The sequence below is a fragment of the Janthinobacterium sp. J1-1 genome, from assembly GCF_030944405.1.
Lineage (GTDB): Bacteria > Pseudomonadota > Gammaproteobacteria > Burkholderiales > Burkholderiaceae_D > Janthinobacterium.
Genome location: NZ_CP132339.1, coordinates 2,199,096 through 2,223,750, shown reverse-complemented (window position 1 = coordinate 2,223,750; position 24,655 = coordinate 2,199,096). Strand labels below are relative to the sequence as shown.

Below are 24,655 nucleotides of genomic sequence, written 5' to 3'. Positions count from 1 at the left end.
CGACAGCGCACCGTGCCTGGAGAAGACGAATCAGGATGCATAACCCTGATGTGCAGATTAAAATTATTTGAGCGTGCTGCTGATCACCTGCCTGCCATCGCCATCGCGCTGCAGGCGCACCGGCAGCACCAGCGGCAGGCTGCGCGCAAAACCGTCGAGATGGCCCAGGTCGATATTCGCGGTGACGGGCAGGCGCCCGGCGGCGGCATCGCCCAGGCGCAGGCCGCTGTCGCCATAGCGTGCCAGTTCCGCCAGCACCTCGGCCAGCGGCACGTTGTCGAAACCGAGCCGCCCACCCAGCCAGGAAGCCATGGCGTCAATCGGCATGCCGGTCACCTCGCCGAGATGGCCCTGGGCGTCGGCGCTGACGGTCTGGCCCGGCACCAGGTAGACGACGCCAGCGGCGCCAGCGCCCTGCACCTTGACCTTGCCTTCCAGCACGGCGATCCGCACCGCATGGTCGCCGCTCGCTGGCGTATGGCGTACTGAAAAGCGGGTGCCGACCACCGTGATGCGGGCCGCGCCGGCCAGCACGTCGAACGGGCGCGCCCGGTCGCCCCGCACCTGGAACAGGGCCTGGCCTTCCGCCAGCACCACCTGGCGCCGCTGGCGGTACAGGGTGACGTCGGCGCTGGTGGCGGTATCGAGCTGCAGCCGGCTGCCGTCGGGCAAGTCGGCCGCCAGCTGCTGGCCGCGCGCGCTGGCGTAATGCTGGCTGAACACAGGCAGGCTCTGCCAGTGCTGCCAGCCGGCCCATCCACCGCCCAGCGTCAAGAGCAGCGCCGCGCCGGCCAGCGCCTGCGGCAACCAGGCGCGCCGCGCCGGCCGGACCGACACCACCGGCGCCGGCAACGAGGACACTTTATCGAGCACCACGCGCGTGCTCAGGTGCGCGGCGGCGTCCGCTGGCAGCGCATCGACGGCGTCGAATACGCCCGTCATCTCCCGGTAAGCGCGGCGATGCCCGGGCGTGGCGGCCAGCCAGGCCTCGAACCGCGCCTGCGCCTCGTCGTCCAGGCCGTCGGCCACACGCACCGACCAGCGCAGCGCATCGAATTCCAGGGGCGACAGTTCATCGAGCAAGGCCTCGTCCTCGTCCGGCGCGGACGAAGGGGAAGGCTGCTTGGGCGGGTGCTTGCTCATCATCGGATTATAGCGGCAGCCAGTGGCGACGCCGGCGGCCAGGCGCTCACGCCATCGCTTCAGGGCCAGCCTGCTTGCGGCGCGCCTCTTCGCCCAGCGCTTTGCGGCAGGCGGCGACGGCCAGCATCACATGGCGCTCCACCATGTTCAGGCTGATGCCCATTTCCTCGGCCACTTCGGCATGCGACAGGCCGTCGATGCGATGGCGCACGAAGGCGGTCCGGCAGCGCGGCGGCAAGGCTTCGATGGTGGCGATCAGGATGCGCACGCGCTGCATGCCGGCATACACCATCTCCGGTTGGCAGGCGGGCAAGGCCGCATAGTCGAGCAAGGCTTCCTCGCCCTCGTGCAGGCGCACGCTCAGGTGGCGGTGACGGTCGACCAGCAGGTTGCGCGCGATCTGGTACAGCAGCGCGCGCACATTCTCGATATGGCGGCCCGCCTGGCGCTTCGACAGCATGCGCTCGAAAGTCTGCTGCACCAGGTCCTGCGCCTCGTGCCAGTCCCTGACCGCATGCATGAAAAAACCCAGTAATTCGTTGTAGTGCCGGACATCCACGTCACACCCCAGTCAGAGAAGGAACAGTTGCTGTCCTTCACTGAAAAGAGCGGGACATGCGACCCTGATCACGAATTGTGAATAAGAGTCATTCTCATTATGGATGAATGATAGATGTTTGGCAATCCTGTTGTCAGCCTTACGCCACACGGCGCCAGTGCGCATCGACCGAATACTTGCCCGCGCCGCTGACGGCAATCGTGCCGAAGACGATGATCAGCAGCCAGCCGAACTGGCCGTCGGCGATGCTCCAGTCCGGATGCACCAGCAGCATCGACACCAGCAGCAGGAACAGAAAGGGCAAGGTGGCCAGGCGCGTCAACAGGCCGGCGGCCACCAGCACCGGGCACACCAGTTCGGCGAACAGCGCGCAATACAGGGTCAGTGCGCGGCCCATGTGCAGCGGATCGTCGATATGCGCCAGCTCGTCGGAAAAATGCAGCAGCTTGGGCAGGCCGTGCACGTGCAGCACCAGCAGCGCGCCCGTCACGCGCGCGAACAGCAGGCCGGCGTCAGGCGTAAAAGGGCCGATCAGTCTTGCCGGCCAGGGGGATGGTTTCATCGTCTTGCTCCAGGAAAGGCGCCACGCGCCATGACTGTCCATCATAGGCAGCGGCCGCACGTCCTGCCCCTGCCAAAAGGCCAGCGCCGGGGGGTGAAAAAGCGCGCGGCGACTGGCCTTTTGGCAGGAGCTTTTCGCCTGGCGGCCCACTACACTGGTCCACGCTGTGCAAAGTAACCCACCCCACTCAGAAGGAAACACCATGTCCAAGAAAATCGAAGCCGAAGAAATCACCTCGCGCCGCAAACTGTTGGTCAGTGTCGCTGGCGTTGCCGCCGGCGCAGGCCTGCTGGCCACCGGCGGCGCCGCTGCCGCCGCAGCCAAGCCTGCCGCCACCGCCGCCGCTGGCAAGACCGTCAACAGCATCACCGTCAAGGACGGCACCGTGATTCACTTCAAGGACTGGGGCACCGGCACGCCCGTGGTCTTCAGCCACGGCTGGCCGCTGCAGGGCGACGCCTGGGAAGACCAGATGATGTTCCTGGCCAGCCACGGCTACCGCGTGATCGCGCACGACCGCCGCGGCCATGGCCTGTCGAGCCAGCCTTGGCAGGGCAATGACATGGACACCTACGCCGACGACCTGGCGACCCTGCTCGACGCGCTCGACATCAAGGGCGCGACCCTGGTCGGCCATTCGACCGGCGGCGGCGAAGTGGCCCACTATATCGGCCGCCATGGCGAAAAACGCGTGGCCAAGGCCGTGCTGGTGGGCGCCGTGCCACCGCAGATGGTGCAGTCGCCAAGCAATCCGGGTGGCCTGCCGATGTCGGTCTTCGACGGCATCCGCGCCAGCGTGCTGGCCGACCGCTCGCAATTCTTCAAGGATCTGTCGGGCCCGTTCTATGGCGCCAACCGCCCGGGCTCGAAAGTCACGCAAGGCCAGCGCGACACGTTCTGGCTGCAAGGCATGCAGTGCGGCATCAAGAACGCCTATGACTGCATCAAGCAGTTCTCGGAAGTCGATTACACGGCCGACCTGAAGAAAATCACCGTGCCGACCCTGGTGGTGCACGGCAGCGACGACCAGATCGTGCCGATCGACGCCGCCGGCAAGGCGTCGGCCAAGATCATCAAGAACGCCAAGCTGATCATCTATGAAGGCGCGCCGCACGGCCTGCCAACCACCCACAAGGATCGCCTGAACGAAGACCTGCTGGCCTTTATCAAATCCTGATCATTGCTTGACCGCATCGCTGGCGGCCGCCGGCGATGCCATCTTGCGGCTGATATGCCGCAAAAACATCGACCTTTCCCCCATTCGTATAACCGCATTGCCGGCAAGTCCATGCATACTCGGTGTGATCGCGGCATCGGCCGCAACGACCGACAGGACCTTCACGATGAACGCCCATTCAGTCTGCCGCCGCAGCACCACCATCCATAGCCTTGCCTGACACCATGGCCAGCATCCTGTACCAGGCCGCGCCTCGCTCTGCCACTGCCAGCGCGCCCCAGGCCGAGCAGGCGCGCACGGCGCGCATCAATAGCATGGGCCAGTTCGCCGCCTCGATCGCGCATGAGGTGAACCAGCCGCTGGCCGCCATCGCCCTGAACGCCAGCGCCGCGCTGCGCTGGCTGGAGCAGGACCCGCCGCGCCTGGACCATGTGCGCGACGCGTTGTCGATTATCGCCAGCGCCGGCAACCACGCCAGCGCGATGATACGCAGCCTGCGCTGCCTGGCTTGCAAGAATAACGGCGCCCACGCCACCTTCCCAGCGGACGACCCCGCCAGGGAAGTGCTGCTGTTGCTGCACACCGAGCTGCAACAGCAGGGTATCGCCATCGACACACAACTGACCCTGGGCCAGCAGGCCGTGCGCGCGGACCGGGTGCAATTGCAGCAGGTGATCATGAACCTGGTGACGAATGCCGTCGACGCCATGCGCGCCAATGGCGAGCATCCGCGCATCCTGGTGCTGTCGTCGCGGCGCGATGGCGCCATGCTGCGGTTCAGCGTGACCGACAGCGGCGAAGGCGTCGCGCCCGAGGCGGCGGCGCGCATCTACGAGGCCCTGTATTCGACCCGGCCGGACGGCATGGGCCTGGGCCTGGCCATCTGCCGCGCCATCGTCGAAGCGCATGGTGGCCGCCTGTGGCACGAAGCGGCCAAGGGGCGCGGCGCCATCTTCCACTTTACCGTGCCGTCGCCCTGACCCCGCGCTGCACAGCGCCCGCAAGGGCGCACCCTGAAGGAAAGCACGACCATGCAAAACACAGACTACACCGAAGCGCCGGGCGATACTCCGATCTCCATCCTGATCGCCGACGACCATCCCTTGATCCTGGCGGGCCTGGCCTCGCTGATCAATTCCATGTCGGGCTTTCGCCTGCTGGGCCAGGCCTCCACCGGCCAGCAGGCGCTCGAGCTGTACCAGCGCCTGCGCCCCGACGTGGTGCTGATGGACCTGAACATGCCGGAAATGAACGGCGTGCAGGCGATCGAACATATCTGCGCCTTCGACGCCGACGCCCGCATCGTCATCCTGACCACCTACCAGGGCGAGGAAAACGTGCACCGCGGCCTGCGCGCCGGCGCGCGCGGCTACCTGCTCAAGGCCTCGGGCTTCAAGCAGCTGACCGACTGCATCACCACCGTGGCGGCCGGCAAGCAATACCTGCCGGCCGAACTGGCGGCCCAGCTGGCCGAGCGCATCGACGCCAACCGCCTGTCGAAGCGCGAACTCGACATCCTGCAACATTTATCGGCCGGCAAGAGCAACAAGATGATCGCGCGCAGCGCCGGCATCGAGGTGGGCACGGTGAAATTCCACGTGAACAATATCCTGTCGAAACTCAACGTTTCCAGCCGCACCGAGGCGGCGACGGTGGCCTCGCAGCGGGGGTTGCTGGGGGCGTTTTAATCTTCACATAGTTAGCCCAAAACAAGATCTGTGGTCGGACCCTCAGGGACTCGGCGTCCCCGTCCGACCCCGGCATTTCGCCGTTAGGGGTTCAATCAAACAATCTTGTCTTCAGACTTCGGCTTCGCCTCCACGCCACTGATCTTCGGCACGCACTCGCTGCGCAGCCACGACACGGTGATCTTCTCGCCCTCCATCAGGCGCTTGACGCTCGGCACGATCTGTTCGCCGATCAGCATGCCCAGCAAGCCGATCAGGGCGATCGCCGGTGGCGCCGGCGAGCGTACTTGCAACACGGCATAAATAATGCCGACCAGCAGGCCGACGGCCAGCGAGATCACATACAGTTTCATGATTGAATCCTCTTGATAAAAAAAACCGCCGCGCACGGGATCGGGCGCGGCGGCAAAGACAGCGGGGGTATTGCTTGCAGGCTTACTTGTTGGCAGGAACCGGCGCCAGGGTGGTGTGCTCGGTGGTGGTGCGCTGTGCCGCCTTGTGCACCATGGTGTAGGCGTAGTCGACGCCCATGCCGTAGGCACCCGAGTGCTCCTTGACGATCTTCATGACGGCGTCATAGGTTTCCTTGTGCGCCCAGTCGCGCTGCCATTCCAGCAGCACTTGCTGCCAGGTCACCGGCACCACGCCGGCCTGGATCATGCGCTGCATGGCGTAGTCGTGCGCTTCTTTCGAGGTGCCGCCCGACGCATCGGCCACCATGTAGATTTCATAGTCGCCTTCCAGCATCGCGCACAGGGCGAAGCTGTTGTTGCACACTTCCGTCCACAGGCCCGAGACGACGACCTTTTTCTTGCCGTTGGCGGCCAGCGCGTCACGCACTTTCTGGTCGTCCCACGAGTTCATCGACGTGCGTTCCAGGATATCCTTGCCCGGGAACACGTCCAGCAGTTCCGGGTAGGTGTGGCCGGAAAAACTTTCGGTTTCGACGGTGGTGATAATGGTCGGAATGTTGAACACCTTGGCGGCTTTCGCCAGGCCCACGGTATTGTTTTTCAGCGCCTGGCGGTCCATCGACTGCACGCCGAAGGCCATTTGCGGCTGCTGGTCGATAAAGATGATCTGGCAGTTGTCGGGGGTAAGGACTTCGAGTTTAGGGTTGGTCATGATGGCATCCGTAATAAAAAATGTGGGGTGGGTTACTGCTGCCTATCGTATGCCTGGCCAGCCTTGCGCACCACTATCTAAAGTTATAGGCGGGCGATTTTTTCCACGCCGGGAAGCCGCTGCTGCAGCGTGGCAAGCCCTGATGTAAAATGCCTTTCACTCACTATTTATTGACGACTCTTGATCGATTTATCCTCCATGACGGCCAGCACGATGCACAGCGACAGCCAGGCGATACGCGTGTTGATTGCTGACGACCATCAATTGCTGCTCGACGGCATCGCCACCCTGCTGCAGTCCTTTCCGGGGGTGGAACTGGTGGGCCAGGCCGGCAATGGCCAGCAGGCGGTGCAGCAGTTCCTTGCGCTGCAGCCGGATGTGACCCTGATGGACCTGCAAATGCCGGTGATGACCGGTCTCGACGCGATCGCCGCCATCCGCGTGCAGCATCCCCGGGCGCGCATCATCGTGCTGACCACCTACAAGGGCGACACCCTGGTCGGGCGCGCCGTGCAGGCAGGCGCGTGCGGCTATCTGCTGAAAAGTTCGCTGCGCCATGAATTGCTGGCGGCAATACAGGCCGTGCATGCGGGCCGGCGCTATATTGCGCCCGAAGCCGAGGCCGAGATGGCGCGCTACGCCTGCGCCGACGTGCTGTCGAACCGCGAACTGGAAGTGCTGCGGCTGGTTGCGCAAGGCAATTCCAACCGCGAGACGGGCGCCCTGCTCTCGATCAAGGAAGAAACCGTCAAGGCTCACATGAGCACCATCCTGGCCAAGCTGGGCGCCAAGGACCGCACGCACGCGGTCACCATCGCGCTACGGCGCGGCATCCTCGATACCTGATCGGCTTCGGCGGCGCCAGCGCAGCTTCCAGCATTGCAGCCAATTGCGCGGCAGGCGCAAGCGCCAGTGGGTGCCGCCGCCTTCGCGCTCGATCAACTCCAGCCTGGCGCCGATTGCCGCGGCGCGCTCGCGCATGCCGGGCAGGCCCCAGTGGCCCGCCACCTGTCCGCCCGCCGCCAGCGCCGGCGGCAAGCCGGTGCCATCGTCGCGCACATCGACCTGCGCCATGCCGCGCGCATGGCGCACCTCCAGCTCCACCAGCGCGGCGCGCGCATGCACAAAGGCATTGCGCAGCGCTTCGCCGGCGATGCGGCCGATCTCGTGGCGAGTGGCCGCCGGCAGCGCGCTTGCCGTACCGTTTTCAAGATAGTGGAAGGCGACGCCATGCAGCGCGGCCAGGCGCTCGCCCTCGCGCCGCAGGGCCGCCGGCCACGGCTCACCGTCAGCGTCGCCGCTGCGCAATTCCTGCACATGGTCGCGCCCTTCGGCCAGCATGCGGTCGGCCGCGTCGAGCGCGCGCAGCATGCCGCCCCTGGCCGGTTCGTGCGCCGGCAAGGCCATGCTGGCATTATGAAAATGCAGGATCACCGCTTGCGTGCCCTGCAATAACGTGTCGTGCAATTCCCTCGCAATGCGTTCGCGTTCGGCCTGCTGCGCCTCCAGCCGCGCCCGCAGCAGCGCGCCATGGCGGCGCACGCGCCAGCGAAACGCCGCATGCAGCGCCGCCAGCAAGGCCAGCGCACACAGTGTGCGGAACCACCAGGTCTGGTAGAACGCGGGCAGCACCCGGAACGCCCGTTCCGCCACGGGACTGGCCACGCCGTCGCCATTGAACGCGAGCACCTTGAAACGATAACTGCCCGGGCCCAGGCCCGTGTATTGCGCCTGGCGCCGGCTGCCCGCACTGTGCCAGTGGCGGTCATAGCCGTCGAGCAGATAATGAAATTGCAGCCGCGACGGCGTGCCCAGGCTGCTGGCGTTGTACGTCAATTGCAGGTCGCGCGTGCCGGCCGGCAGGTGCTCATGGCCGGCGTCCAGCGCCACGCCATCCACCGACAGCGGGCCGATCTCCACGCGCGGCGCCGGCAAGGTGGCCGGTGGCTGGCGCGGGTCGATCCAGAAAGTCACGCTCTGGCGCGAAAACCAGAGCTTGCCATCGCTCGCTTCGGCGATCGACTGGCTGTGCAGCATGCCGAGCTTGCCCGCCACGCCATCGGTGGCGTCGTACACGCGCGTGCGCATGCGGTAGGACGGATCGCGCAGCGCCCGCGCCACTTCGCTGGCCGCCACCTGCACGGCGCCGTTGGCCGTGTTGAGCCACAGGCTGCCGTCGCGCGCCCGCAAGATCCCCACCACGCCCTCGAAGGCGGCTGCGTCCAGGCCATGCAACATGACAAACCGGCCGGCGCGCCACAGCGCCACGCCATGTTCGCCGGCCGCCCACACCTGGCCGGCATCGTCAAAGAAGGCGGGGACTTTGCCGATTTGCCCCTCGTAACGGTGCAGCGTGCCCTTGTCCAGCATCGCCACGCTGCCGTCGGCATACGACAGCCACACGCGGCCGGCCGTGTCCGCCAGCAGCGTCAGTGGCGAGCTCAGTTTGCCATCGAGCAGCGGTTCGCGCCGCCATGCGCCATCGCGGTAGTGAAACAGGCCGCCGCTGCTGAAAATAACCCAGATGCCGCCGTCCGGCGCCAGGGCGATGGCGCGCGTGCGCCCGATCGCCCGCGCCTGCGGCGGATAGGCGACGCGGCGCAGCACGCGCCCGCTGTCCGTGTCGAGCAGTTGCAGCTCGCTGGACAGGCTGAGCCACAGGCCACCGGGCGCCGCCATCATGTTCGATACCGGCGGCAGCGCGAAGGAGCGCACCCTGGCGCCGTCTGGCCGCACCAGCATCAGCGTCGATGACGGCTGTATCCGCGACAGCCACATGGCGCCGTCCGTCCCGGCCAGCACCTGCTGGGCGCGAAAGACTTCGGGCTGGCCCGGCCCGGCGCCCCCGCGCAGGGGCACCGCCGCGCCCTGGCGAAAACGGTCCAGCCCTGCGGCGGTGGCGACCCAGAGATTGCCTTCATTGTCGTCGCACAGACTGCCGATCAGCTCATTGCCGAGGCCATCTTTCGGCAGGAACGATTCGGTGTCGCCGCTGATGCCCAGCGCGCCGGGCGCCAGCGTGCCGCTGCTGCGCGTGCGGTGCAGGCCATGCTGGCTGTCGAACCACAGGGTGCCCTGGCGGTCGACCAGCATGCTGCCGCTGGTGCCGCTGGTATCGCGGTAGATCCACGGGTGGGTGATTTGTTCGTATTGCGCCAGCGAGTCGATGATGCGGATGCCGCGCAGTTCCAGAAGATAGAGGCGCCCGTCCGGTCCCTGCTGCGGCGGCGCGCGCAGGTCCAGCTTGCCGATGGGCGGCGCGAAGCGGCGTTCTTCCGGGCGCCACAGGAACAGCCCCTGTTCGGAAAACACGCCCAGTTGGCCATCGCGGCCGGCAAACACGGCCGAAGCCTTTTGCGCCGTAAAGCCCTGCCCCGGGCCCATCATCTGCCAGCGCGCACCGTCGAAGCGCGCCACGCCGCTGGCGCCGGCGGCCCACACGGCGCCCGCGCCATCGATGGCAAAACCCCAGATGGTGCCGGCGCGCAGGCCCTGCGCCTCGCCGTAATTGGTCACCCCGCCATCCCTGACATGGCTGATGCCGCCCACCTGCCAGCCGACCCACATGCCGCCGTCGCGCGCGCGGCTGATGGCCAGCACCACCGTATCGGGGAAGCGCCCTTGGCGCACGGCCAGGGGTTCGAAACGCAAGCCGTCGAAACGGATCAGGCCCGCATGGGTGCCGAGCCACAAAAAACCGTCATGGCCCTGGGCCATGACGGTGATGTCGTCCGGTGCGCCGTCCCTGGCGGTCCAGCTGCTGTGCTGCAACTGATGAATACCGCGCGCGGCATCGATCGCCAGCCCGAACGGACTGGCCAGCATCAGGGTCAAGCACAGCAGGAACAAACGCATGGCCGCGCACCTTACATGGTCAAGCCGCCGGCAAGGCCGGGCGCACGCTGCGTTGCACCAGGATCACGGCGCCCAGCACGATCAGGGGCACGGCCAGCGCGATAAAGCCGTAGGCCAGATAGGCAAACGCGGCGGCGATCGCGCCGATGGCAAACGCCGCCAACGGCCACAGGGTTTTCACGCAGCGCGCGCTGGTGGAGGCGTCGGCCGCGCCGCGCAGCACGTCGACCGTGTCGAGCACGATCTGGGTGACGTTACCGGTCATCATCGAGGTCGGCGCCAGATGCGCCAGCAGCAGGCGGCTGGTGGCGCTGTGCACACCCATCGCGGCCGTGCCCAGCAGGCCGGCGATCATCGCCATGTCGCTGACGTCCTTGCCGATCGGCTCGGCCAGGCAGCCGAAGACCATGAAGGCGGCCAGCAGCACCCATTGCAGGATCAGCGCCAGGGTGAGCGACGGGCCGCCGCGGCGGTCGATCGCCAGCACCATCAGGCGCGTGACGGCCACGCCGATGACAAAAGCGGGAAAAGCGAGGAATTTGAGCAGAATCGAGACGCGCGACGGGTCGGCCAGGGCCGCGCCGATCAGCACGAAGTTGCCCGTGACGTGGGCGGTAAACAGGCCGAACAGGGCGATAAAGCCCAGCGTGTCGACGTAGCCGGCCAAAAAGCCCAGGCTGGCGCCGAACAGGCGGCTGTGTGGTGGTTGATCCATGGTGATAACTCCCTGCATTCTGACATACTGTGAAAAACGCGGCGGCCGGCAAGGCCGCTGCGGCATGCCTGCATGGTAAAACAGGCGGCGCGCCGGCACACCACCCATTAGTCCAGTTCCTGCCGCCTTACTGATCTTTTGGCCCGTGCAAAAGCCGCGCTGCGCTACTACACTGGGTAACGAGATTATCGCCTGCCGCGCCTGTATTGCGCGCGGATCCGCCCCTCTTTACCTACCATGGAGCTGCACCATGACCGCACAAACTATCCCGTCCACCGGCGCGCCGTCGAAAGAAGCCCCGCTGATCCTGTTCAACGGCTGCTTCCATACGGTCGACAAGAGCTGCCCGCAAGCGAGCGCCGTGGCGATTGCCGACGGCAAGTTCCTGGCCGTCGGCGACGTCGATGAAGTCATGCGCCACCGCACGCCCGACAGCCGCGTGATCGACCTGAACGGCCGCACCGTGATTCCGGGCCTGAACGACTCGCACCTGCACCTGATCCGCGGCGGCTTGAACTACAACCTGGAACTGCGCTGGGAAGGCGTGCCCTCGCTGGCCGACGCGCTGCGCATGCTGAAGGAGCAGGCGCTGCGCACGCCGAACCCGCAATGGGTGCGCGTGGTGGGCGGCTGGAACGAATTCCAGTTCGCCGAAAAACGCATGCCGACGCTGGAAGAAATCAATGCGGCCGCGCCCGACACCCCGGTCTTCATTTTGCACCTGTACGACCGCGCCCTGCTCAACCGCGCCGCCTTGCGCGTGGTCGGCTACGACAAGAACACGCCGAACCCGCCGGGCGGCGAAATCGTGCGCGACGCCTCCGGCAACCCGACCGGCATGCTGATCGCCCGCCCGAACGCGATGATACTGTACGCCACGCTGGCCAAGGGCCCGACCCTGCCGCGCGAACTGCAGGTGAACTCCACGCGCCAGTTCATGCGCGAACTGAACCGCCTGGGCCTGACCAGCGCCATCGACGCCGGCGGCGGCTTCCAGAACTACCCTGAAGATTACGCCGTGGTCGACCAGTTGGCCAAGGATAATCAGCTGACCATCCGCATCGCCTACAACCTGTTCACGCAGAACAAGGGCCGCGAACTGGAAGATTTTCAGAAGTGGACCGAGATGGTCACGCCGGGCCAGGGCGACGATTACTACCGCCACAACGGCGCCGGCGAAATGCTGGTGTTCTCGGCGGCCGACTTCGAAGACTTCCTGGAGCCGCGCCCCGACCTGGCGCCCGGCATGGACGACGAGCTGGAAAAAGTCGTGCGCCATCTGGTCAGCAAACGCTGGCCGTTCCGCCTGCACGCCACCTACGACGAGTCGATCGACCGCATGCTGACCGTGTTTGAAAAGGTCAACCGCGAGATTCCATTCGACGGCCTGACCTGGATGTTCGACCACTGCGAAACCATCACGCCGCGTAATATCGACCGCGTCAAGGCGCTGGGCGGCGGCATCGCGATCCAGCACCGCATGGCCTTCCAGGGCGAATATTTCGTCGACCGCTACGGCGCGGAAGCGGCCAAGCTGACGCCGCCGATCCAGCGCATGCTGCAGTCGGGCGTGCCGGTCGGCGCCGGTACCGACGCCACCCGCGTGGCCAGCTACAACCCGTGGACGGCGCTGTACTGGCTGGTGTCGGGGCGCACCGTGGGCGGCCTGCGGCTGTACGACGCGGGGTCGCGTTTGTCGCGCGACACGGCGCTGGAACTGTGGACCACCGGCAGCGCCTGGTTCTCGAACGAGAAGGACAAAAAAGGCCGCATCCAGGAAGGCATGCTGGCCGACCTGGCGGTACTGAGCGCGGACTTCTTCAGCATCGACGAAGAAGCGATCAAGTCGATCGAATCCGTGCTGACCATCGTCGGCGGCAAGATCGTCTACGGCCAGTCCGAATTCACGACCCTGGCGCCGCCAGCGATTCCCGTACTGCCGGACTGGTCGCCGGTGAAAAACGTGGCCGGCCACTACCGCAACGCACCGCCGCAAAAGACCAGCGTGCTGCAGCAGCACCAGTGCCAGGGCGCTTGCGGCGTGCACGCCCACGCGCACGACGTGGCGCGCAAGAGTTCCGTGCCCGTCTCCAGCCATTCGGGCTTCTGGGGCGCGCTGGGCTGCAGCTGCTTTGCCTTCTGAGGCCCGCCGCATGATGCGCATGTATCTGCTCGCCGCCGGCGCGCTGGCGGTGGCTTTCCCGGCCGCCGCACAGCAAAATGTTCAGCTGTATGGCCGCCTGAACGTCGGCATCGAAGCGCTGCACTCGTCCGGCACCGGCGACAATGTACAGCGGCTGTCCAACAACCGTTCGGTGCTCGGTTTTCGCGGCACGGAAGACCTGGGCGGCGGCTGGCAGGCGCTGTTCCAGGTCGAGGGCACGCTGTCGCCCGACACCGGCGCGGGCAGCATTGCCGCGCGCGATACCCGCGTCGGCATCCAGGGACCGTGGGGCACGCTGTTTGGCGGCAACTGGACCCTGCCCTACAACAGCGCCACCTCCGCGCTCGATCCGTTCTATCCCACCACGGCCGGCTACATGAGCCTGATGGGCAACGGCTCGGCGCCGACCGAAAGCAATACCAGCAACACGTATTCCTTCGACCGGCGCCAGCAGAACAGCGTGCATTACTGGACGCCCACCTGGGCCGGCTGGTCGCTGCGGGTGGCGCGCGGCATGGGCGAGGAACGCCCGGCCAGCGGCGCGCGGCCGTCATTGATGTCCGCCGCCCTGCTGTACGACAGCGGCGCGTGGTATGCCACCCTGGCGCATGAAGACCATCACGACTACCAGGGGCGGGGCTTGAGCGACCGTGGCAGCAAGCTGGCCCTGGCCTGGCGCGTCGACAGCGCCACGCAGCTGGCGGCAGCGGTGGAAAGCCTGCGCTATGAAACGGCGACGGGAGACCTGCGCCGGCGCACGGTGTATGTCTCGGCCACGCGCCAGTTCGGCCGCCACGGCCTGCGCTTCGGCCTGGCACATGCGCAAAGCGCCAGCGGCAGCGCGGTCGATACCATCGGCACCGTGCGCGCGGGGCCGGGCACCGGCGCCACCCACGCCACAGTCGGCTACGACTACCTGCTGTCGAAACGCAGCAGCCTGTTCGCCTACTACACGCGGCTCGACAACGGCCGCAACGGCGTGGCCGACTTTGCCATCAACAGTTTGGGCAGCGCAGCAGATACGCCGGGGGCCACCCTGTCGGGGGTGGTGCTGGGCATGCGGCACAATTTCTGAGCCGGGTCAGTCCCAGCAGACCGACAACACGCTGTAGCCCGTTGACGGCTCGGCAGCATTGCCCGGCTTGCCATATGGCCAGCCGGGAATCACGCCGTCGGCTTCCATGCCGGCGATCCAGCGCTCGACTTCTTCCTGGCTGGCGGACGTAAAAATGTGCACGTTTTCCGCCGGCGGAAAGCGTTTCGCGGCCACGTCCGCCTCGTCATAATCGCACCAGTCCTGGTGCAGGCCGACCAGCACTTTTTCCACCTCCGGCCTGGCCGCGATCTCGCGGAACATCGCATACAGCTGCGCGATCGGCGGGCGGCCATAGCCCCACTGGTTCGGCGCGATCGACTCTTCATCGGCATTGCCGGCAAAGTAGAGATCGAGATCGACCACGGGCGGCGTATCGCCATCGTCGTCAGGCAGCGAAGTCAGGTACTGGTGGAGGTTGTGGGGCATGGGCGTGGCTCCGTTCAGGGTAAAGGACAAGGCAATATTCTAGCGCGCAGGCGCTGTGTGGATTCACCACAAATTTAGTTAGGACTCTTTACTTATTATTTTGCCGTGCTATGATTCCTCCATGGACATCACACCTGAAACCCCTTGGGACAGCACTCCGGACATCTCGGCCCGCATTATCGCCGCGATCAGCCGCGTCTCGAGCGTGTTGCGGGCCGGCATGTGGGAGTTTGCCACGGCCGAGCATCTCAATCCCACCCAGGCCGAGATATTGCAGTTGCTCAGCGACCGCACCGAAGGCGTGCGCCTGTCGTGGCTGGCGGCGCAGCTGTCCGTGTCGGCGGCCAGCGCCAGCGATTCGGTCACCGCGCTGGTGAGTAAAGGCCTGGTGCGCAAGGCGCGTGCTCCGGACGACGGCCGCGCCAGCGCCTTGTGGCTGACAGATCAAGGTAAGGAACTGGTGACGCGCATGGGTTCGGCGCTGGGCTTTGCCGACGACGCCGCCGCCGCGCTGGAAGCGCAGGTGCAGGGCCAGTTGCTGGTGGGCCTGTTCAAGCTGATCGCGCAGCTGCAACAGAGCGAACGTTTTCCCGCCCTGCGCGCCTGCCTGTCATGCCGTTATTTTGAAGCGAACAAGTTTCCCGGCCAGCCCACGCCGCACCATTGCGCGCTGGTCAAGGCGCCGCTGCCGATCACGTTCCTGCGCATCGATTGCGCCGAGCACCAGCCAACCGATGCGGCCACCGAGCGGCGCAACTGGGAAATTTTTGCCTGATTTTTTTTGAGCATTATATTTAGGACTCCTATTGAAAAGGAAGGGCGGCCAGCCTTTTCATGTTTCTCACGGCCCATTGAAAGGAATGACCATGTCCCGTATCGACCTCGTTACCATTGAGAACGCCAGCGCCGCGGCGCAACCCGTGCTGGCGCACATCCACGCCGCCTTTGGCGCCACGCCGAACATGTTCCGCGCCGTCGCCAATTCCCCGGCGGCGCTGGCCAGCATGTGGGGCGCGTTTGGCGCCTTGGGCGGCGGCACCTTGGGCGCCAAGCTGGGAGAACAGATCGCCGTGGCCATCGCCGACCAGAACGACTGCCACTACTGCCTGGCTGCCCATACGGCGCTGGGCCGCAAGGCGGGCGCCTCCAGCGAAGAGATGGCTGCGGCCCAGGCCGGCCAGTCGCACGACCCGAAAACCGCCGCCGCATTGCACTTTGCCGTCACGGTGGTGCGCCAGCGCGCCAAGATCACGGCGGCCGATGTCGACGCCCTGCGCGCGGCCGGCTTTGACGACGCCGGGATCATGGAAATCATGGCCCATGTGGCGCTGAATCTGTTCACCAATTATGTGAATGTGGCGTTCGACGTGCCGCTCGATTTCCCGCACATCAAGCTGCGCGCCAAATGAGCGCCGGGACCTTGAGCAGCATCAGCGCCGCGCCCGAATTCGAGGTCGCGGCCTGGCTCAACGCCAAGGGTCCCGTCAGCCTTGCCGCCCTGCGCGGCAAGGTGGTGGCGGTGTACGCCTTCCAGATGCTGTGCCCCGGCTGCGTGTCGCACGGCTTGCCGCAAGCGAAGCGCTTGCGCCAGGCGTTTGCCCGCGACGAGGTGGAAGTGCTGGGCCTGCACTCGGTATTCGAGCACCATGCGGTGATGACGTCGGCGGCGCTGCAGGTCTTCCTGCATGAATACCGGATCGATTTTCCGGTCGCCATCGATCAGCCATCGCCAACGGGACCTGTGCCACTGACCATGGCAAACTACCGGCTGCGCGGCACGCCCACCTTGCTGCTGTTCGACCGTCACGGCGTGCTGCGCCACAGCCTGTTCGGCATGGTCGACGACATGCAGGCCGGCGCCTTGGTGGCCCGGCTGGTGGCCGAAACGCCGGCAATTTCAACTGCGTCAAACTGCGACGATGGCGCTTGCCTCATTACAAAGGAATCGGCATGAAATGCATCGCCCTGTACCACGTGCGCTTCGAAGACCTGGGCGCCTTTGCCCAGCCCCTGGCGACGGCCGGCTACGATATCGGCTACCGCCATGCGGGCGCCGCGCCCTTGACCATCGAGGAGTGGCGCGACACGGACCTGATCGTGATCCTTGGCGGCCCGATCGGCGTGGCTGACGTGGCCAGCTATCCGTGGCTGGCCGCCGAAATCGACGGCATCGCCCTGCGCCTGGCACACCGTCAGCCCACCCTGGGCATCTGCCTGGGCGCGCAACTGATGGCCGTCGCGCTGGGCGGCCAGGTGCTTGCCAGCGGCGCCATGGAAATCGGCTGGTCGCCATTGGCCATCGCGCCCGGCGCCGGTTCTTTGGAACACCTGCGCGGCGTGCCGGTGCTGCACTGGCATGGCGACAATATCGTGCCCGGCGCCGCCCTGCTGGCCGAGGCGCATACCGGGCCCACGCCCTGCCAGGCGTTTCGCATCGGTACCCATGCGCTGGGCCTGCAGTGTCACGTGGAATTCGATCCGGCCATGCTGGAAGAGTGGCTGACGGGTCACGCGGTGGAACTGCGGCAGGCCGGCACCGACCTGGCGCAGCTGCGCGCCGACACGCGCCAGCATGGCCCACGCCTGGTGCAAGCGGGCCAAGCCGTGCTGCAAGACTGGCTACGCGAGCTGGCGCCGTGAGCGTGATCGACACGCTGTTTACCGGCCGCGCGGCGCCACTGGCGCGCGACGGTTATCCGCCTGTCGCCAGCGGTATCGTCAAGACGGCGCAGAGTAGCCCCTTGTGGCTGTCGAGGAATGGCCTGGCCGGCGATGAACAGGGCGATGCGGTGTATCACGGCGGCCCTGAAAAAGCCGTGCATCACTACGCCGTCGAGCACTACGCGTGGTGGCAGGCGTGTCACCACGACAGTCCGGTGGCGCTGGTGGCGGGCGCCTTTGGCGAGAACGTATCGACGCATGGCATGACGGAAGCGAACGTGCATATCGGTGACATATACCGCGCGGGCACGGCCATCGTGCAGGTGTCGCAAGGCCGCCAGCCCTGCTGGAAGCTGAACCGCTTGCTGCGCACGGACGGCGCCGCGCTGGCGATGCAAATGTCTGGCGCCACCGGCTGGTATTACCGCGTGCTGCAGGAAGGCTGGCTGGCGCCCGGCGACCGCTTCGACCTGCTGGAACGGCCCTGCCCCGGCTGGCCGCTGCGGCGCTTGATCGCGGCGCTGTTCCCGGTCGATCCGCAGGCGCCAGGGCTGGCGCAGGAGTGGCAAGAGGCGGCGGCCATCGACGCATTGACGGCCAACTGGCGCGCCACGTTTGCGCGCCGCGTGCAGACGGGCGCGCTGGAGGACTGGTCGCGCCGGCTGGTCGAACCCGCCCACCACACGGCGACGCCACGGCAGCCGACTCGGAACTGATGGCGCATGGCCAGGCGGTGCGCAATCAATTGGGCATCACCAGCGCCACGGCGCCACGTCGGCGCCAGCGAGCAGCGATACGGACGACACGCCGTGCGCCGTGCCCCACACCTGCTGGCCGGCCGTCAGCTGCACGGCATGGTCCGCGGACTTGGCCGTCACATTGTCCACCCGCACCCTGCCCAGCTCGACGGCGACGCGCACCTGTTCATGGTGCGCGGCATCCGGCGCATGGCGCACGGCAAAGCGCGCGCCAGTCACAGTGGCGCGCAGTGGCCCGGCCCTTACCTGGAAAGGACGAGTGGCATCGTCCTCGACGGAAAACAGGGCTTGCCCATCGAACAGCGTCACTTCACGGCGATACGGGTAGTAACGCACTTCGAGCCGGGTGGCGCCATCGAGCCACAGCCGGCTGCCATCGTCCAGCTGCACCTCGGACTGCTCACCGCGCGCGGTGCTGCAGGTTTTTACCATCAGCGGCTGCGCCAGCCAATGGCTCCAGGCCCGCGCACCCATGGCGCACGCCAGCACGGCGCCCGCCGCAATGGCAAGCACCGGCCACAGTCTGCGGGATGCCGCGATGCGCGGGCGCTCAATGTCGGGAGAGATGCTCATGGAATCGCTTGCCTGGATAAAGTCGGAGACTAGTTGTTCATGACGCCCTGGCCGCCCTGGCTTGCGTCAGCACGGTCAGGAAGGCCTCATTGAAAGCCGGGATATCGTCCGGCTTGCGGCTGGTGACCAGATTACCATCAACCACGACTTTCTCGTCGCGCCACACGGCGCCGGCGTTGCGCAAGTCGGCCTGCAGACTTGGCCAGCTGGTCATCTGCTTGCCCTTGACAGCTTCGGCGTCGATCAGGGTCCAGGGACCGTGGCAGATCGCCGCAATCGGTTTGCCCGCATCGGCAAATTCCTTGACGAACGCCACCGACACCGGGTCGATGCGCAGTTCATCGGGATTGGCCACGCCGCCCGGCAGCAGCAGCGCATCATAATCTCGCGCCTGCGCTTCGGCCACGGTCAGGTCGATATCAAACGAATCGCCCACATCCTTGTGATGCATGCCGACCACCTGCTTGCCCTTGGCCTTGGGCGAGACGATGGTGATCACCGCGCCATGCTCCTGCAGGAAATCGCGCGGTCCCGTGAATTCGACCTGTTCAAAGCCGTCCGTCATCAATACCGCGATACGCTTGGCGTCGAGGGGGGTGTCTGGTAGGTTTGCTGCCATGGTGAGCTCCTTTGCTGGTGGGCATGCGCGAAATGGCATGCCATGAAGGATTACCTTAACCGGTGGTGGGGCATGCGTATGTGGGCGCACGCACCTAGTCCCGGCTTTTCGTGGACAGCCGCGTGTGGCGCGGGTACAGTCTTCCTGAGCGAGAGGAAACCATCATGAAGCAGGCAGCGCCAGCGCGCCAGGACTGGGTCCGGTGCGCCGAACCGGTAGAAGGCATGACACGCATCGAAGCGTGGTTCAGCGGCAAAGCCTATGCCATGCACCGCCACGACACCTACGCCATCGGCCGCACGCTGGCCGGCGTGCAGCGGTTCAGCTACCGGCGCAGCCAGCGCAACAGCCTGCCCGGCAATACCATGGTGCTGCACCCCGACGAGGCGCACGATGGCCAGGCCGGCACCATGGAGGGCTTTCGTTACCGCATGGTGTATATCGAACCGGCGCTGTTCCAGGACGTGCTGGGCGGACGTGCCCTACCCTTTCTCGAAGGCGGCATTTCGACCGATCCGCGCCTGGCCGTGGCGACCGCCGCCCTGCTGCCGCAGGCCGGCCAGCTGCTTGAACCGCTGGAACAGGGCGAGGCGCTGGCCGAACTGGCACATGCGCTGGCGCTGGTTTCCGGCACGCCCGCGCAACGGGAAAAAGGCGACTACCTTGCGGCGCGCCGCGCACGCGATTACCTGCAGGCGCACTGCACGCGCGCCGTCACATTGGGCGAACTGGAAGCGGCCACCGGGCGCGATCGCTGGAGCCTGTCGCATGACTTTCGCGTGTTTTATGGCACCAGCCCTTACCGCTACCTGACCATGCGCCGCCTCGATCTGGTGCGCAGCCTGCTGCTGGCCGGCGGCACGCTGGCCCACGCCGCCACGGCCGCCGGCTTTGCCGACCAGAGCCACATGAACCGGCACTTCCTGAAAACCTATGGATTGACGCCGGGGCGCTGGCTGCGCTTTGCCGGCAGACTTTAAAAGGCTATGTCACCATCAAATGAGGGAATGTACCCAAGGTGGCCCTGAGCAAGCTTTCGGGGGACAAGATTCTTCTGGCGTCCAGTATCCAGCGCCAGCCCAGGTAGTTGGGCAGATAGCGCGTCGCGACGCCATGAAAGGCGCGCAGCCAGTCACGCAGCCGGCTGTGATACGCGTTGACATTCTGCACGTGCACCGTGCCGCGCACACGGATGCCGGCCCGCAAGTTGACGGCTTCATGCTGGATGCCGATCTCCCTGGCAAACACGGGATAGGCCGGATGGCCATCGCTGACCAACAAAATGTCGCGGTCGATCACCGGCGGCAGGCAGGCGTGCAGCTTGGCCTTGGTCAGCTGGCCCAGGCCAGTGACGAAATCGACGGTTTGCCCGGTGCGGTCACGCGCCACCAGGATGCATACTTGCTCATCCGAAATGCCGCGCTTGCGGGCAGTCCCACCCCGCTTGCGTGTCGGCCGCGTCAGATGCCGTGAACCTTTTTGCGACTCCAGTACATACATCTCGTCGGCCTCGGCAATGCCGTGCAGACAGCGTGGCCGGTCGGTCTTGGCCAGCACGAGAAAACGATGGCGCCAGCGAAAGCTGGTATTGCGATGGACATTTACTTGCGCGGCGGCCTTGCGCACCGAAAACGAGTTGAGCAGGCAGTCGGCATAAACCAGCCATCGCTCTTTATGGTGCAAATGTGCCAGCGGCGTGCCCGTCAAGGCGTTGAACGTTTTGCCACAAGGAACACAGCGATAGCGTTGCAGGCCGTGGGCCTGGCCGTGGCGGTGGAAATGGGTCGATTGGCAGGCGGGGCAATGCAGTTGCGCTTGTGCTATCTGCTCAATCAGGGAGACAGCCGCCTCCTGCGGCGCGCCGCTGCGCAACAAGTTGCTGCTGGCAATACGCTGGCGATGCGATAGTTGTGAAAATTGTTGGGCGAAAATCTGCCACTGGGCTGTGTCCACGATCGGCTCCTGGAAGGAAATACCTGATCAGTTAGACCTCAGCAACTGCTTGGCGTTCCCACTGCTTTCGATGACATAGCCCTTTAAAAACACCCACGATCGTTCAATACGGGCTGGCGGCGCCTGCGTACTCTGAGTGGATCACCACTTCAACGGAGCACAGCATGTCCATTATCACCAGCACGCGCGGCCAGGGCCAGTCGATCGACCTGTCAGCCAAAATCGACCTGATCGACGGCCACTGGCAGCCGCGCGTGGTCGCCGAAATGAATGACTACCAGTTCAAGGTGGTGAAAGTGCAAGGCGACTTCCAGTGGCACCGTCATGCCGATACTGACGAGACCTTTATCGTGCTGAAAGGAGAGTTGCACATCGCCCTGCGCGGCCCCGGCTATGCGGACAATCACGTCATCGTGCTGACCGCCGGCCAGATGGCGGTGGTACCAAGGGGCGTCGAGCACAAGCCCGGCGCCGCCGCCGAAACCCGGCTGCTGCTGATCGAGCCGCGCGGCGTGGTCAACACGGGCGATGGCGCGGCGGACGAGCGGACGGTGGAGAATGATCAGTGGATTTAAAGCATTGGCTACCCCCCCTTGCCCGCACAATTGACCAATCATTAACATTGACAGGAGTTGTGTTAGGGTAATGTGCATGGGCCAGGCACGCCGTGTCGCGGGGTTGATGACGATACCTGCCCTGCGTGGCAACACCGGGGCCGTCCATATGAAAGGATTGTTAGTGAGCTTAATATCAGGCGGGCTTGTTGCTGGCATGAAGCGCCTGGCCCGGCGTCCTGACCCGATCTTGCTGCTGTGCGCCGCAGCTGCATTGAGCGCCTGCAGCTCGGACGACAAGGGTGCGTACGCCATCTATAATTATTCAGGCAAGCCAGTCATCTCGCCTGTGGTGCTGAGCAACACCGGACATCATGCCGTGTCAAGGGAACGCATCCCGGATCAAAGCGCCAATCTATTTGGCAGCGTGGAATCATTCAAAAAAGAACGCTCCATCACGCTCGAATGGATAGCCGGCGAAGGCCGCGCCACCTGGTACCGCGCGACCTTGCCGGTAAAAGTGGAGCAGGCCGATGGCACCATTATTGAAATTTACATGCGTCCGGACAACTTCGTCTGTGCCAGTCTGATCGGCGATATCCGTCCAGGCACTGACAGCGAGAACCTGGCCCGCGCCCACCAGGATCGCAGCATGCTCTCATGCGCGCAGCCGGTAGCGCTGCCGCGCCTGGCGCCGGGCATGGCAAACAGCCTCAGGCACCATACCGTGACCTACAGCCAGAAACGCTACGAACACGGCGGCACGGATACGATGACCTATCAAACCCTGATCCACAAGGACAAGCATGTCGCCTTGCGGTTCGAGCAAGAATACCCGCATGGGGACAGAACGCGGTCCATTGAGGAATTCAGGGCGCTTGATCTGCTTGGCAATAATGCCGGGTGGCTGGTCACTGCGGACCTGGGCAATAACAATATTGGCTGGTTTGTTGTCAGCGGTGACAGCTCGGCATGGTCATCGCGTTTTGTCGGCGAGGTCCACGGCGAGCAAAGGCGCCTTTCGGATGACCGGCTATATCATGACGCGAATGTCGTGGTCGACACCAGGACAGCCGAGGTCTTCATGCTGCCCAAGTTCCGTAACCTCACTTACTCGGTGATGGGACAAAGTCCCGATGGCCGCCAACTTGCCATATTCTGGCAAAAAGACTATCGCGTTCCGCAAGACCCGGCTTTGCCAGATTTCAATTTCGGCATGATCGACCTCGAAACCGGAAAGACGATGGAAGCGCAGATAGCAAACCTGCCTGCCTTGCCGCCGAATCAGCATGTCATCATCTTTTATCCCGAATGGTATCGAGAGCACTGCACCTGGGCACCACTGCTGCAGTGCCAATAAGCTGCAAGGCGGCGTCCGCTAACGGATATCAACCAGTCCGGGGGCGAATGCGGGCGGCCGGCCAGGAGGTGATTCGGACACCGGTGACGCATGAGGCTTCAACAGCAACAACTGCTCATCGAGCACGCGAAACTCCAGCGGATTGCTCATGTAGCTGACCTCGCCATCGGTCGCCACCTTGATCTTGCGGCGCCGCGACAAGGTGCGCACCTTCACCTGCATGTGCTTGAAACTGAAGGTGGCCAGCTGCTCGGCATGATCCAGGCGCCCCAGTTGGCCCAGCACGCCATGCAGCATCAGCCACAACATGCCCAGCTTGCCTTTGGTGCGTGGCGCCACGGCAGCCAGGTGACCATCTTCCAGCGCGGCGCTGAGTGGCGCAATGCCGACCTGCTCCATTTGCAGTCGGTTATTACCGACAAAAAACGTAGCGGTACGCATGCGCTGCAATTTGCCGTCGAGATTCAATACCAGGCGCAAGCGGCGATGCGGGCTGAGGATGGTTTTCAGGGCCGACAGCCCCGCTACCAGGCGGCTGCGGCCAAACTGCTTCTTGTCCACTTCACGCTCTTCCAGCATCTTCGGATACAGGCCGATGCTGGCGTTGACCAGGAACACGCGGTCATTGACCATGCCGACCTGCACCGGATGCAGCCGCGCCACGAGCAGCGCATGTACCGCCTCGCTCAAATCCTCGGGTATGCCGTGGGTGCGGCCAAAATAATTGAACGTGCCTTGCGGCAGCACCCCGAACGCACAGCCATGCGCGATCGCCTGGCGCGCCACGGCATTGATGGTGCCATCGCCACCGGCCGCCACCAGCACCCCGCCAGCATCCGCAGCTTGCTGCGCCAGCCTCGCGGCGACCTCGTCGATGGTGCCCGGCTCATCAATCATGGTCAGATGAAACTGCCGGCCAGCGGCGCCCAGCACCGACTCGATGGTCGAACGCCGTTCCTCCGTCTCGTCATGGCCGGAGCCGGCATTGAGCGCGATGAAAAACGGGGCGTCGGGTGCAACAGCAGTGGTTGGCATGGCGGGGTTGCTTGATCATCGTCACCGGGGCGGTGCGTGCACGTATCTTAACGTGGAGATTGGCTTGGGCTGTGGGTGTTAGCGTACGTAAGCGACCAGCGGATGACAATACAGTACTTACACAGCGCGCCCGCCTGATGCGCTATGACAACCACCCAGAATCAAACACCTTGCCACTACGCGCAACGATGACCATGCGCGTATGCAGGCCATATCCCTGCTGGTTCCACGGTGACGGCGTTGCATGAAACACCATGGCCGACAGATTGTCTGGCTGCAGACCATGCGTCTGCAAGATCTGCATTGCGGTGACATGCAATGCCGCCAGCGCACTGCGCAAGGGCGGATGTTCGGCGACCAGCGCGGGATAAGGCGCAGGATCGAGCAGTTCCATCTGCGTCGTTTGCTGGTGTGCCGCGCGCAGCGCCAGGGCGAGATGCGGCGACAGATAGGCAAGGCTGCTGGCCGCATGATGCGCGATGTCGTGGGCAACACCTGCCAGGACCGCAATTCTACCCATCTCACGCTCCTTGAAAACAGCCGAAATCACCATCAGGCCAGACTGCCGTATTTGAACAAACAACAAAAAACCCGCTTACCTTTACAGATAAACGGGCTTTTTAATGAATCTT

Annotated in this window: 28 protein-coding genes; 14 read left to right on the top strand and 14 right to left on the bottom strand. The window is 65.0% G+C overall.

The features are described from left to right. Positions 1–63 precede the first annotated feature (63 nt). The 3 genes from Q8L25_RS10135 to Q8L25_RS10125 all read right to left on the bottom strand — a co-directional run bounded on the left by Q8L25_RS10135 (position 64) and on the right by Q8L25_RS10125 (position 2,264). Complete coding sequence (locus Q8L25_RS10135; RefSeq protein ID WP_308924702.1) at positions 64–1,146, bottom strand: FecR domain-containing protein; 1,083 nt, start codon at positions 1,144–1,146, stop codon at positions 64–66. Positions 1,147–1,189: 43 nt separating this feature from the next. Further along, positions 1,190–1,663 carry an RNA polymerase sigma factor gene (locus Q8L25_RS10130; RefSeq protein WP_374694256.1) on the bottom strand — a complete coding sequence of 158 codons (474 nt, stop codon included), beginning with the start codon at positions 1,661–1,663 and terminating at the stop codon, positions 1,190–1,192. Between the two features lie 178 nt (positions 1,664–1,841). Continuing rightward, positions 1,842–2,264 carry a DoxX family protein gene (locus Q8L25_RS10125; protein WP_308924700.1) on the bottom strand — a complete coding sequence of 141 codons (423 nt, stop codon included), beginning with the start codon at positions 2,262–2,264 and terminating at the stop codon, positions 1,842–1,844. A 202-nt stretch (positions 2,265–2,466) separates the two neighbouring features. On the opposite strand from Q8L25_RS10125, the gene Q8L25_RS10120 reads away from it, so the two are divergent. Next, positions 2,467–3,441, top strand: a complete 975-nt coding sequence (locus tag Q8L25_RS10120) for an alpha/beta hydrolase (protein ID WP_308924699.1) — start codon at positions 2,467–2,469, stop codon at positions 3,439–3,441. On the opposite strand, the gene Q8L25_RS10115 is transcribed toward Q8L25_RS10120, so the two are convergent. Next, positions 3,442–3,645, bottom strand: a complete 204-nt coding sequence (locus tag Q8L25_RS10115; RefSeq protein WP_308924698.1) for a hypothetical protein — start codon at positions 3,643–3,645, stop codon at positions 3,442–3,444. A gap of 8 nt (positions 3,646–3,653) precedes the next feature. On the opposite strand from Q8L25_RS10115, the gene Q8L25_RS10110 reads away from it, so the two are divergent. Next, complete coding sequence (locus tag Q8L25_RS10110) at positions 3,654–4,421, top strand: ATP-binding protein (RefSeq protein WP_308924697.1); 768 nt, start codon at positions 3,654–3,656, stop codon at positions 4,419–4,421. Positions 4,422–4,472: 51 nt separating this feature from the next. Beyond that, positions 4,473–5,129 (top strand): response regulator transcription factor, encoded by a 657-nt coding sequence (locus tag Q8L25_RS10105; RefSeq protein ID WP_308924696.1) that lies wholly within the window; start codon positions 4,473–4,475, stop codon positions 5,127–5,129. Between the two features lie 95 nt (positions 5,130–5,224). Here the strand turns inward: Q8L25_RS10105 and Q8L25_RS10100 are convergent, their stop codons facing one another. Both Q8L25_RS10100 and Q8L25_RS10095 read right to left on the bottom strand, forming a co-directional pair. Next, positions 5,225–5,482: a XapX domain-containing protein gene (locus Q8L25_RS10100; RefSeq protein WP_308924695.1), complete on the bottom strand. Its 258-nt coding sequence runs from the start codon at positions 5,480–5,482 to the stop codon at positions 5,225–5,227. A gap of 82 nt (positions 5,483–5,564) precedes the next feature. Then, entirely contained in the window at positions 5,565–6,254 is a 690-nt protein-coding gene (locus Q8L25_RS10095) for a hydrolase (RefSeq protein ID WP_065307589.1), read from the bottom strand. Positions 6,255–6,467: 213 nt separating this feature from the next. On the opposite strand from Q8L25_RS10095, the gene Q8L25_RS10090 reads away from it, so the two are divergent. Continuing rightward, positions 6,468–7,100, top strand: coding sequence for a response regulator (locus Q8L25_RS10090; protein WP_374694297.1), 633 nt, complete (start codon positions 6,468–6,470; stop codon positions 7,098–7,100). Here Q8L25_RS10090 and Q8L25_RS10085 read toward each other — a convergent pair. Then, entirely contained in the window at positions 7,074–10,109 is a 3,036-nt protein-coding gene (locus Q8L25_RS10085) for a two-component regulator propeller domain-containing protein (protein WP_308924693.1), read from the bottom strand. The two genes, Q8L25_RS10090 and Q8L25_RS10085, sit on opposite strands and share 27 nt — an antisense overlap. A 19-nt stretch (positions 10,110–10,128) precedes the next feature. After that, a complete protein-coding gene (locus Q8L25_RS10080; protein ID WP_308924692.1) occupies positions 10,129–10,824 on the bottom strand; it encodes a YoaK family protein in 696 nt (231 codons plus the stop codon). Between the two features lie 250 nt (positions 10,825–11,074). Between Q8L25_RS10080 and Q8L25_RS10075 the strand changes: the two genes are divergently transcribed. Further along, positions 11,075–12,967 (top strand): amidohydrolase, encoded by a 1,893-nt coding sequence (locus tag Q8L25_RS10075; protein ID WP_308924691.1) that lies wholly within the window; start codon positions 11,075–11,077, stop codon positions 12,965–12,967. 10 nt (positions 12,968–12,977) lie between these two features. Continuing rightward, entirely contained in the window at positions 12,978–14,063 is a 1,086-nt protein-coding gene (locus Q8L25_RS10070; RefSeq protein WP_308924690.1) for a porin, read from the top strand. A 6-nt stretch (positions 14,064–14,069) separates the two neighbouring features. Here the strand turns inward: Q8L25_RS10070 and Q8L25_RS10065 are convergent, their stop codons facing one another. Then, positions 14,070–14,510 carry a hypothetical protein gene (locus Q8L25_RS10065; protein ID WP_308924689.1) on the bottom strand — a complete coding sequence of 147 codons (441 nt, stop codon included), beginning with the start codon at positions 14,508–14,510 and terminating at the stop codon, positions 14,070–14,072. A 121-nt stretch (positions 14,511–14,631) separates the two neighbouring features. Between Q8L25_RS10065 and Q8L25_RS10060 the strand changes: the two genes are divergently transcribed. The 5 genes from Q8L25_RS10060 (at position 14,632) to Q8L25_RS10040 (ending at position 17,887) form a co-directional block, all read left to right on the top strand. Beyond that, positions 14,632–15,285: a MarR family winged helix-turn-helix transcriptional regulator gene (locus Q8L25_RS10060; protein WP_308924688.1), complete on the top strand. Its 654-nt coding sequence runs from the start codon at positions 14,632–14,634 to the stop codon at positions 15,283–15,285. A gap of 91 nt (positions 15,286–15,376) precedes the next feature. Next, positions 15,377–15,919, top strand: coding sequence for a carboxymuconolactone decarboxylase family protein (locus tag Q8L25_RS10055; RefSeq protein WP_308924687.1), 543 nt, complete (start codon positions 15,377–15,379; stop codon positions 15,917–15,919). Next, positions 15,916–16,464 carry a peroxiredoxin family protein gene (locus tag Q8L25_RS10050; protein ID WP_374694255.1) on the top strand — a complete coding sequence of 183 codons (549 nt, stop codon included), beginning with the start codon at positions 15,916–15,918 and terminating at the stop codon, positions 16,462–16,464. Before Q8L25_RS10055 ends, Q8L25_RS10050 begins: the two co-directional genes overlap by 4 nt. Continuing rightward, on the top strand, positions 16,461–17,150 hold the full coding sequence (locus Q8L25_RS10045; protein WP_308924685.1) for a glutamine amidotransferase: 690 nt from the start codon (positions 16,461–16,463) through the stop codon (positions 17,148–17,150). The genes Q8L25_RS10050 and Q8L25_RS10045 overlap by 4 nt, the downstream gene beginning before the upstream one ends. Then, entirely contained in the window at positions 17,147–17,887 is a 741-nt protein-coding gene (locus tag Q8L25_RS10040; RefSeq protein ID WP_308924684.1) for an MOSC domain-containing protein, read from the top strand. The genes Q8L25_RS10045 and Q8L25_RS10040 overlap by 4 nt, the downstream gene beginning before the upstream one ends. 36 nt (positions 17,888–17,923) lie before the next feature. On the opposite strand, the gene Q8L25_RS10035 is transcribed toward Q8L25_RS10040, so the two are convergent. Both Q8L25_RS10035 and Q8L25_RS10030 read right to left on the bottom strand, forming a co-directional pair. Then, positions 17,924–18,502, bottom strand: coding sequence for a FecR domain-containing protein (locus Q8L25_RS10035; protein WP_308924683.1), 579 nt, complete (start codon positions 18,500–18,502; stop codon positions 17,924–17,926). A gap of 37 nt (positions 18,503–18,539) precedes the next feature. Then, the gene (locus Q8L25_RS10030; RefSeq protein ID WP_308924682.1) at positions 18,540–19,121 is read right to left on the bottom strand and encodes a type 1 glutamine amidotransferase domain-containing protein; all 582 of its coding nucleotides are present in this window, start codon (positions 19,119–19,121) and stop codon (positions 18,540–18,542) included. Positions 19,122–19,285: 164 nt separating this feature from the next. Between Q8L25_RS10030 and Q8L25_RS10025 the strand changes: the two genes are divergently transcribed. After that, the gene (locus Q8L25_RS10025; protein ID WP_308924681.1) at positions 19,286–20,101 is read left to right on the top strand and encodes an AraC family transcriptional regulator; all 816 of its coding nucleotides are present in this window, start codon (positions 19,286–19,288) and stop codon (positions 20,099–20,101) included. A 4-nt stretch (positions 20,102–20,105) separates the two neighbouring features. Here the strand turns inward: Q8L25_RS10025 and Q8L25_RS10020 are convergent, their stop codons facing one another. Continuing rightward, positions 20,106–21,074 (bottom strand): IS1595 family transposase, encoded by a 969-nt coding sequence (locus tag Q8L25_RS10020; protein WP_308924680.1) that lies wholly within the window; start codon positions 21,072–21,074, stop codon positions 20,106–20,108. A 164-nt stretch (positions 21,075–21,238) separates the two neighbouring features. Here Q8L25_RS10020 and Q8L25_RS10015 point away from each other — a divergent pair, with 164 nt between their 5' ends. Together Q8L25_RS10015 and Q8L25_RS10010 are read left to right on the top strand one after the other, a co-directional pair. Next, positions 21,239–21,649 (top strand): cupin domain-containing protein, encoded by a 411-nt coding sequence (locus Q8L25_RS10015; protein WP_308924679.1) that lies wholly within the window; start codon positions 21,239–21,241, stop codon positions 21,647–21,649. 76 nt (positions 21,650–21,725) lie between these two features. Continuing rightward, entirely contained in the window at positions 21,726–22,988 is a 1,263-nt protein-coding gene (locus Q8L25_RS10010; protein ID WP_308924678.1) for a hypothetical protein, read from the top strand. 18 nt (positions 22,989–23,006) lie between these two features. On the opposite strand, the gene Q8L25_RS10005 is transcribed toward Q8L25_RS10010, so the two are convergent. Together Q8L25_RS10005 and Q8L25_RS10000 are read right to left on the bottom strand one after the other, a co-directional pair. Continuing rightward, on the bottom strand, positions 23,007–24,023 hold the full coding sequence (locus Q8L25_RS10005; protein ID WP_308924677.1) for a diacylglycerol kinase family protein: 1,017 nt from the start codon (positions 24,021–24,023) through the stop codon (positions 23,007–23,009). A 142-nt stretch (positions 24,024–24,165) separates the two neighbouring features. Next, the gene (locus tag Q8L25_RS10000; protein ID WP_308924676.1) at positions 24,166–24,609 is read right to left on the bottom strand and encodes a hypothetical protein; all 444 of its coding nucleotides are present in this window, start codon (positions 24,607–24,609) and stop codon (positions 24,166–24,168) included. Positions 24,610–24,655 lie beyond the last annotated feature (46 nt).